The organism is Mycobacterium sp. (assembly GCF_032162105.1).
GTDB lineage: Bacteria > Actinomycetota > Actinomycetes > Mycobacteriales > Mycobacteriaceae > Mycobacterium.
The window spans coordinates 1-8,642 of sequence record NZ_JAVRPS010000030.1 but is presented as its reverse complement, the minus strand read 5'-3'; the positions used below and the strand labels follow the sequence as shown (position 1 = coordinate 8,642).

At 67.6% G+C, this 8,642-nt stretch carries 9 protein-coding genes and 1 pseudogene; 1 reads left to right on the top strand and 9 read right to left on the bottom strand.

Features of this window, described 5'->3' with window-relative positions; translation table 11 throughout:
- The 8 genes from atpB to fadD1 all read right to left on the bottom strand — a co-directional run.
- Positions 1–702 (bottom strand): F0F1 ATP synthase subunit A (atpB, locus tag QOC69_RS01270; RefSeq protein WP_526435575.1); only part of this gene is annotated, 702 nt, incomplete at its 3' end.
- 10 nt (positions 703–712) lie between these two features.
- Positions 713–1,159 (bottom strand): ATP synthase subunit I, encoded by a 447-nt coding sequence (locus QOC69_RS01265; protein WP_526435573.1) that lies wholly within the window; start codon positions 1,157–1,159, stop codon positions 713–715.
- 266 nt (positions 1,160–1,425) lie between these two features.
- Positions 1,426–2,619, bottom strand: coding sequence for a glycosyltransferase family 4 protein (locus tag QOC69_RS01260; RefSeq protein ID WP_526435571.1), 1,194 nt, complete (start codon positions 2,617–2,619; stop codon positions 1,426–1,428).
- 47 nt (positions 2,620–2,666) lie between these two features.
- Complete coding sequence (locus QOC69_RS01255; RefSeq protein ID WP_526435569.1) at positions 2,667–3,320, bottom strand: L-threonylcarbamoyladenylate synthase; 654 nt, start codon at positions 3,318–3,320, stop codon at positions 2,667–2,669.
- Between the two features lie 48 nt (positions 3,321–3,368).
- Positions 3,369–4,205 carry a peptide chain release factor N(5)-glutamine methyltransferase gene (prmC, locus tag QOC69_RS01250; protein ID WP_526435567.1) on the bottom strand — a complete coding sequence of 279 codons (837 nt, stop codon included), beginning with the start codon at positions 4,203–4,205 and terminating at the stop codon, positions 3,369–3,371.
- On the bottom strand, positions 4,202–5,275 hold the full coding sequence (gene prfA, locus QOC69_RS01245; RefSeq protein ID WP_526435565.1) for a peptide chain release factor 1: 1,074 nt from the start codon (positions 5,273–5,275) through the stop codon (positions 4,202–4,204). Before prfA ends, prmC begins: the two co-directional genes overlap by 4 nt.
- A 100-nt stretch (positions 5,276–5,375) precedes the next feature.
- The gene (gene rpmE, locus QOC69_RS01240) at positions 5,376–5,642 is read right to left on the bottom strand and encodes a 50S ribosomal protein L31 (RefSeq protein WP_526435563.1); all 267 of its coding nucleotides are present in this window, start codon (positions 5,640–5,642) and stop codon (positions 5,376–5,378) included.
- Positions 5,643–5,797: 155 nt separating this feature from the next.
- Positions 5,798–7,408 (bottom strand): fatty-acid--CoA ligase FadD1, encoded by a 1,611-nt coding sequence (gene fadD1, locus QOC69_RS01235; RefSeq protein ID WP_526435561.1) that lies wholly within the window; start codon positions 7,406–7,408, stop codon positions 5,798–5,800.
- A gap of 136 nt (positions 7,409–7,544) precedes the next feature.
- On the opposite strand from fadD1, the gene QOC69_RS01230 reads away from it, so the two are divergent.
- Complete coding sequence (locus QOC69_RS01230) at positions 7,545–8,165, top strand: TetR/AcrR family transcriptional regulator (protein WP_526435559.1); 621 nt, start codon at positions 7,545–7,547, stop codon at positions 8,163–8,165.
- A gap of 72 nt (positions 8,166–8,237) precedes the next feature.
- On the opposite strand, the pseudogene QOC69_RS01225 reads toward QOC69_RS01230, so the two are convergent.
- Positions 8,238–8,642, bottom strand: a pseudogene (locus QOC69_RS01225) (transcription termination factor Rho); the annotation flags it as partial.

Sequence of the window (8,642 nt, the reverse complement as noted above, 5' to 3'; positions counted from 1 at the left end):
GAAGATGAACGCCTGGATCAGTCCGACGAACAGGTCGAAGGTCTTCCAGATGGCGTTGGGCGCCCACTGGATGTACCAGGGGAACAGCGCGATCAGCCCGACCAGGATGCCGCCGGCGAACATGTTGCCAAAGAGTCGCAGGGACAACGAGATCGGCTTGGCGATCTCCTCGACGATGTTGATCGGCGCCATGAGGGTGACGTGTCCCTTGACCAGCTTCTTGAGATGGCCCCAGGCGCCACGTCGCCAGATGCCTGCGGCGTGGTAGCAGAGGAACACGAACAGCGCCAGCGCCAGCACGTAGTTGATGTCCGCCGCGGGCGGCTGGATCAACTCGGTGGCCACGCCGTCCGCCCCGGCGAACTGCACCGGCAGCACCGACAGCCAGTTGGAGACCAGCACGAACACGAAGATAGTGACCGCAAGGGGCAGCACGAACGGCGCGATCTTCATGCCGATCGCGGCCTCGATCTGTTGGCGCATCTGAATGGTGATGGCCTCGAAGAACAACTGCACGCCGCCGGGCACTCCCGTCGAGGTGACCTTCGCCCGCAGGAAGAACGCCAACGCGATGACGATGATCGCCGCGACACTGGTGCCGATGATGGTGTCGAGGTTGAACGTCAGCCCGAGCCAGTGCACCTCTTCGTGATGCCCGACGTGGATCGCGGCACCGCCCGCGGCGAGAACAGTCTCAGTCATTGCTGTCAGCTCAATCCTTCGATTCCGTGTCGACGACTTTCAGACCCTCGGTGCGGATCTTCTTCATCACGGGCAGGCTGGTACTCAGCACCAGCAGGGCCTGGAAGATCGCGAGGCCGAACAGCACCGCGATGCCGCCATGCGCCTTGAAGACGAACGCGATGGTCATTGCGATGGCGGTGATGACCAACAACCGCGTTGCGGAGTTGAGGGCCATCTTCTTCTTGAGCGGATGGTCCTCGGCGGTGATGGCTTCGACGGCGCGCCGGACCAGGAGTGCGTTGAGCAAACCCAGGATCAGGCCGACACCGAAGAAGACTCCGAAGAAGATGTGCCCCGTGTAACCGGCGGCCAGAACGGCGATTCCGGTCAGCGCCACGCAGATGGCGAACAGACGGACCGGCCTAAACGCCACGGACGGAAACACCAACGGCGCATCCTGCGCTGGCGTCGTCACTGCTTCACCTCAATCCCGCTTTCACGGAAGCCGTCCCCTTTGACGAGCGAAGTTCCGGTGCGTGCCCGACGAGCGTATCGAAGGGCGTCGGGCGCGCTGGAATCACCCAAGGGGTAGCTCCCTTTGTCGGTCGTAATTCGGCGCCGATCGGTCGGTGAACCGATGGGCCCGGGGGCCGGCAACCCGCGAGGTTTTTCGGGTTCTACCAGCACGGTACCACATACAGGTAGGCCAAAAACAAGGCCTACTACTTTTCGTCGTACTTACTAGTCTGGCAGGTCGCTGGGTGCCTCTTCGCGGCGCCGCAACAGCGGGATGAGGGTGATGACGACGGCCACCAGAATCGCCGCCAACATGACCCCGCCGGTATAGCGGGGATCGAAGAAGATGGTGCTCGCCGCGCCAAGCGCGACGATGCCCACCCACATGTAGATCAACAGCACCACGCGCCGGTGCGAGTGGCCGATCTGCAGCAGTCGGTGGTGCAGGTGCATCTTGTCCGGACTGAACGGGCTGCGGCCGGCGCGGGTGCGCCGCACGATCGCCAGCAACATGTCGAGCGCGGGTACGAACATCACCGCAACGACCAGGAGGAACGGCGAGAGCAAGGCGAACACGTCCCGCGCGCCGTACGCGTTCTGCGAGATCGGGCCAGCCGCCGTGGTCGACGCCGCCGCGAGCATCAGCCCGATCAACATGGAGCCGGAGTCACCCATGAAGATGCGGGCGCGGTGGAAGTTGTGCGGCAGGAAGCCGAGGCACGCGCCGGCCAGCACCACCGAGATCACGGCGGGCGGGTAGAAGAGCACGTCGCCGCCGTGGTCGCGCAACAGTCCGATGGAGAAGATGCAGATCGCGGCTGCGGTGATGAGGCCCAGGCCGGCGGCCAGCCCGTCCAGACCGTCGACGAAGTTCATCGCGTTGACGATCGACACCGTCAGCGCCAGCGTCAGCAGGATCGATGTGACCTGGTCGAGCACGATGGTGCCGACGCCGCCGATCGGGATGTAGAGCACGCTCCACGCGACGCCCATCGTGACGAGCACGCTGGCCGCGGTGATCTGGCCCGCGAACTTGGTGAGCGCGTCCAGCCCCCACCGGTCGTCGATGAGGCCGATGGCCATGATGAGGCCGCCCGCCACCACGACGGCAGGCATGCCCGACGAGTACACGAAACCCCGTGTCAGCGCGGGTAACTGCGACGCCAGCAGGACCGCGGCCACCACGCCGATGTACATGGCGAGGCCACCCATCCGCGGGGTCGGCTGGGTGTGGACGTCACGGTCGCGCGGATAGGCCACCGCACCCAGCCGGGTCGCGAGCGCCCGCACCCAGCCGGTGGCGAAGTAGGTGATGATTGCTGCGGTCAGGCCGACGAGGGCGAGCTCGCGCAGCGGCACACCCGCGCCCTGCTCCGAAAGGGCAAGCGTGCCCGTCGCGATCACCGCTGCGCTCACCACCCGCTGAACCGTACTGGAGCACTCTGAGACAGGGCCACGTCAGCCGGTCAGACCAGGAGCGTCTCGGCCTCGATGCCGAGCACGTCGGCGATGGCAGCCGCGGTGACGGGCCCCTGCCGCAGCACCCGAGGCTGTGCGCCGGTGAGGTCGACGATCGTGGAGGCGGCCTGTTGCGCCGACGGGCCGCCCTCGAGGTAGACCTCGACCAGGTCGGCGAGCTGCTCGCGGGCGTCGGCGGCGGTGACGGCGGCGGGCTTGCCGGAGATGTTGGCACTCGACACCGCCATCGGCCCCACCTCGCGCAGCAGCTCGATCGCGATGGGATGCAGGGGCATGCGCAGCATCACGGTGCCGTACGCATCGCCGAGATCCCACTGCAGCGACGGAGCCTGCCGCACGACGAGGCTCAACGCGCCGGGCCAGAACGCCTGGATCAGTTCCCTTGCGGCGTCCGGCACCGAGTACACCAGGCCGTCGATGGTGTGCCACGACCCGACCAGCACGGGGACGGGCATGTCGCGGCCGCGGCCCTTGGCCGCCAGCAACGCGGCCACCGCCGTACCGTCGAAGGCGTCCGCGCCGATGCCGTAGACGGTGTCGGTGGGCAGGACGACCAGTCGACCGCCCTTGAGCGCACTGATCGCCGATGCCATTCCCGCCTGACGCTGGCCCGGGTCCGAGCAGTCGAAGACCTCTGTCATGCGCGATCCCGCTCCGCTTCTCGCTTGAAAGTCATGCGCCCTAGCCTCTCATCCCCGGCGGGTCGCCGTGACGAAGCGGGGGCGGCCCGCGAGGTCCCGGCGGGACGCCACGTCGGTGAACGCGCCGGCCTGGTGAAACAGTGCCGTCGTGGCGTCGGCGGTGGTGTCATCGTGCTCGACGGCGATGGAACCGCCCGGCCGCAACAGCCGGGCCGCCAGGTCGACGATGGGGCCGATCACCCGCATCCCGTCCGGGCCGCCGAACAGCGCGTGCTCCGGATCATGTTGGGCCACCTCGGGTTCCAGCCGGGCACCGTCGGGAATGTAGGGCGGGTTCGCCACGATCAGGTCCACTGAGCCGTTGTGCTCGGATAGCAGTCCGGGAGTGGTGACGTCGGCCTCGATGAGTTCGATTGCGGTGGAGGTGCTGTTGCGACGCGCGTAGGCCAGTGCGTCGGCGGAGTCGTCGACGGCGATGATCCGGGCACCGGGCCGTTCGTGGGCCAGTGCCACCGCGAGTGCGCCGGAGCCCGTGCACAGGTCGACGATCGTTGGCGCGTCCGGAAGCGGTTGCGCGAGAGCCCATTCCAGCAGGGACTCGGTCTCCGGCCGCGGAATGAAGACGCCGGGACCGACGGCCACCGTCACCGGTCCGAACGCTGCGGTCGACGTCAGGTGCTGCAACGGGATTCGTCGGGCGCGGGCGTCGATCACGTCGCGGTAGCGGCCGAAGAACGGCTCGTCGGGCTCGTGGAACGCCAGCCGGCCGCGATCTACGCCTGCGGTGTGCGCGGCGAGTTGCTCGGCGTCGACCCGAGGGGTGTCGACGCCGGCCGCGGCGAGCGTGCCGGCCGCATCGTCGATCGCCCGACGCAGGCGCGTCATGCCCGCTGCAGCCTGGCCTGTTTGTCGGCGGCGGCCAGCGCGTCGAAGAGTGCGTCGAGGTCGCCGTCGAGAACCTGATCGAGGTTGTGCGCCTTGAAGTTGATCCGGTGATCGGCGATCCGGTTCTCCGGAAAGTTGTACGTGCGGATCCGCTCGCTGCGGTCGACGGTGCGGATCTGGCTGGCCCGATCGGCGGACGCGTCGGCCGAAGCCTGCTCCTCGGCCAGCGCCTGCAGCCGCGCGGCCAAAACGACCATGGCGCGCGCCTTGTTCTGCAGCTGGGAGCGCTCGTTCTGGCAGGTGACGACGATGCCGGTGGGCAGGTGGGTAATGCGTACGGCCGAGTCGGTGGTGTTGACGCCCTGTCCGCCCTTGCCGGAGGACCGGTAGACGTCGATGCGCAGATCGGACTCGTCGATCTGAACCGCCTCCACGTCCTCGGGTTCGGGATAGACGAGTACGCCTGCCGCCGAAGTGTGCACGCGGCCTTGCGATTCCGTGACGGGCACCCGCTGTACTCTGTGCACGCCGCCCTCGAACTTCAGCCGTGACCACACGCCGTCGGCGGAGTCGCCCTTGCTGGCGAAGGTGATCGTGGCGTCCTTGTAACCGCCGAGGTCGGACCACGTCTCATCGAGCACGGTCACGATCCAGCCGTGGCGCTCGGCGTACCGGATGTACATCCGGGCCAGGTCGGCGGCGAACAGCGCCGACTCCTCGCCGCCCTCGCCGGACTTGACCTCGAGGACGACGTCGTCGCCATCGTGCGGGTCGCGCGGCGCAAGCAGATCGGCGAGTCGGGTGCTCAGTTCCTCGACGCGCACCTCGATCTCGGGCACCTCCGCGGCGAACGACTCGTCGTCGGTGGCCAGCTCACGCGCGGCCTCCAGATCCCCACGGGCGGCATCGAGATTGCGGTACGTCGTGACGATGGGCGCGATCTTGGCGAACCGGCGCCCCACCTTGCGGGCCGCCCCCGCGTCAGCGTGCAGGTTCGGGTCGGCAAGCTGGCGCTCCAGGTCGGCATGCTCTGCCAGCAGAGCGTCGATCCTCGGCGTTGTATCCGTCAACGCGACCTCCTTCCCCTAAACGGACTCCGCACTCTTCTCGCCACACGCGAACGACGCCCGAACTGCGCTTGCGCGACAGATCCGGGCGTCGTTGACGTAGCTAGTTGTCGGCAGGCGCGTCAGCGCCAGCCTTGGCTTCTCCCGTCGCTGCGCTCGCCCCGGCACGCTTGCCGTAGCGCTTCTCGAAGCGGGCCACACGGCCGCCGCTATCGAGAATCTTCTGCTTGCCGGTGTAGAAGGGGTGGCACTGGGAGCAGACCTCAACCACGATGTGGCCGCTCTCCTTGGTGCTGTGCGTCTGGAAGGTGTTGCCGCAGCCGCAGACCACGGTGGTCTCGACGTAGCTTGGGTGGATACCCGATCTCATGTTTGGTCCTCTTCAATAGTTGGTCGCCGGGTCGCCTGAGTTCTGACCTGATGAGTCTTCAGACGTGAACCGGAACCGAGGGGTCGACGGACGATTATGCCAGGTCAGCCGTCAGAGTCATAAACACGCCGCGACCCGGGCCTATTCCGCGATGGTCAGCGGTCCGTACCGGTGATCGCGCGCTCCCCGTGCGCGTGGAAGCTGCGGCCGTCCCGCTTCCACAACACCCGACCGTCGGGGTCGGCGCCGAGGCCGATCAAGTCGCGCTTGAGGATCTTGTTGGTCGCCGTGCTAGGCAGGTCGGCGGCGATCCACACGTATCGCGGCCAGGCTTTCGGCGACAGGTCGCGTTGTGCGGCCAGGAACTCCACGAACGCGTCGGGGCTCAGTTCGGCGTCGTCACGCAGCACGATCGCGGCCATCACCTGATCGCCGACGTACTCGTCCGGCACCGGGTAGACGGCGACCCGGCTGATCGCGGGCAGCCGAAGCAGAATCCGCTCGATGGGCGCGGTCGTGAGGTTCTCGCCGTCGACGCGCATCCAGTCGGCGGTACGTCCCGCGAGGTAGATCCAGCCGTCGGCATCGCGGTAGGCCAGGTCACCCGACCAGTACATGCCGTGACGCATGCGCTGGTCGGTGGCGCCGGGATCGTTGTAGTACCCGCGGAAGAGTCCGCTGCCGGAGGTGTTGACCAGCTCACCGATCGCCTCGTCGGCGTTGGAAAGGGCACCCGTCTCGTCGAAGCGCGCGATCTCGCACTCCCGAACTGTCTCGGAGTCGTAGACGGCGACGCCGGGGAAGCCCGTCCCGATCGAACCGGCCGGGCAGTCGTCGGGCCGGGCGATGATCACGGCGGTCTCGGTCGAGCCGAAGCCGTCCCACACGGTGCAGCCGAACCGGCGGGCGAATTCGTCGATGTCCCGGTCGGCGGCCTCGTTGCCGAACGCGACGCGCAACGTGTTGTCCGCGTCGTCGGGTTGCTCCGGGGTGGCCAGGATGTAGGCCAGGGGCTTGCCCACGTAGTTCATGTAGGTCGCGCGATAGCGTCGGACGTCGGACAGGAACCTCGATGCCGAGAATGCGGCGGGCGCCATGGCGGCGCCGGCACCGAGCGCGACGCTCCAGCCCGCGTAGACGGCGTTGGAGTGGAACAGCGGCATGGCCAAGTAACACACGTCGGAGTCGGTCAGTCCGTACCGCTCGACCAGCGCGCTCCCGGCGAACAGCACCATGGCGTGCGGCACCTCGACCGCCTTGGGTTCACCGCTGGTGCCCGACGTGAAGATCATCATGAAGGTGTCGTCCGCCCCGGCCTCGCGATGCGGCACCAAGGCGGGCGCGGCCGCGAGCAGGTCCGACCACTGCCCGGTGGACACGTCGACGACGGTGACGCCGGGCAGGTCCGCGTCGATGTCGAGGTCGTCGAGCAGATGCCGGTGTTCGGCATCGGTGAGGACGATCTGACAGTCCACCCGCTTGATGTCGCGGGCCAGGGCCTCGCCGCGACGGGTGGTGTTGATGCCACACAGGACGTACCCGCCGAGGCCCGCGGCGGCCAAGGCGGTCAGCATGTCGGGGGTGTTGCCCATCAGGGCGCCCACGTGCAGCGGCCGTCGGGGATCGGCGGCGGTGATCAGGGCGGCGGCCTGTGCCGCGGCCTCGCCGAGGTGTTCGCGCCACGTCCACGACCGGTCGCCGTACTTGACCGCAACCCCGTCCTGCTCGGCCCGTTCGCGAAGCAGGTGCTGCAGTGTGTCCGCCATCGTTGGCCACCTCGATCCGGTTGGGTGAACAGATATTGCAGAGTGTCTACCATCTTCGGCCTGCCGCACGGTAGCGTCTGGCCGTTGGCAGAATGCAACCGTAGAACTTCGCTGCGAAATCGATCAGGAGTCGCCGTTGACCGGCACCACGTCATCTCGACCGGCCACCAGGACCGTCCGTGAACGGCTGATCGACGCTGCCGAGGTGTGTCTGCGCGCCAGGGGCATTCGCTCGACCACCGTGTCCGAGGTCGCGGAGGTCGCGGGGGTGTCCAGGGGCTGGCTCTATCGCCACTTCCCGGACAAGCTGTCGCTGCTCGGTGCGGCCATCGTGCGCCTCAACGACACGTACTGGTCGGAGGCGCACGCCGTGCTCGAGCGGGTCGACGGGCTGGATGAACAGATCGCCGCTGGCATCCGCCACGGCCGGACGGCATACGAGGACCCTGGCGCGCTCCTGATGAAGTTGCGCCTCGACGAGCCCGACGAGTTCGCCGCCTGCGCAGGCGCGGGCGTGCAGGGTCTGGTGCCCGACCTCGCCGATTTCTGGTCGCGGTATCTCGTCGCCGCGCGCGACTCGGGTGAGATACATCCCGACGCCCAGATCGCCGAGGCGTCGGAATGGGTTGCCCGAGCAGTCATCTCGCTGGCGACGGTGCCCGGGCAGCAGCTCGATCCGGCCGATCACCAGGCGGTGCTGACGCATGTCCGCCGGTACGTGATGCCCGGGTTGCGCGCCGACCCCGCCGCGTCCTAGTCGACGGTCCGCAAGCGGCTCCAGCAGAAACCCCACACACGCGCGGTGTGCGGGGCTTCTGGGTCGAAATCGTTAGTCGGAGTCCATGTTGCCTGGCGTGGTCTTGGAGACCTGCACCAGGAACTCGTAGTTCGTCTTCGACTTACGCAGCTGGCTCATCAGCAGGTCGATGGCCTGGTGCGAATCGAGTCCCGACAGCACGCGGCGCAGCTTGTGCACGACCGAGAACTCGTCGGGGCCGAGCAACAACTCGTCCTTGCGGGTGCCCGACGGGTTGACGTCGACGGCGGGGAACACCCGGCGCTCGGAGATCTTGCGGTCGAGCTTGAGCTCGGCGTTGCCGGTGCCCTTGAACTCCTCGAAGATGACCGTGTCGCCGGTGGACCCGGTCTCGACCATGGCCGTGGCGATGATCGTCAGCGAGCCACCGTCCTCGATGTTGCGGGCCGCGCCGAGGAACCGCTTCGGCGGGTACAG

Bases quoted from the DNA above. Each gene is read 5' to 3' on its own strand.
- rpmE (WP_526435563.1), bottom strand. From the start codon at position 5,642: ATGAGATCGGGTATCCACCCAAGCTACGTCGAGACCACCGTGGTCTGC.
- fadD1 (WP_526435561.1), bottom strand. From the start codon at position 7,408: ATGGCGGACACACTGCAGCACCTGCTTCGCGAACGGGCCGAGCAGGAC.
- prmC (WP_526435567.1), bottom strand. From the start codon at position 4,205: ATGACGCGCCTGCGTCGGGCGATCGACGATGCGGCCGGCACGCTCGCC.
- QOC69_RS01255 (WP_526435569.1), bottom strand. From the start codon at position 3,320: ATGACAGAGGTCTTCGACTGCTCGGACCCGGGCCAGCGTCAGGCGGGA.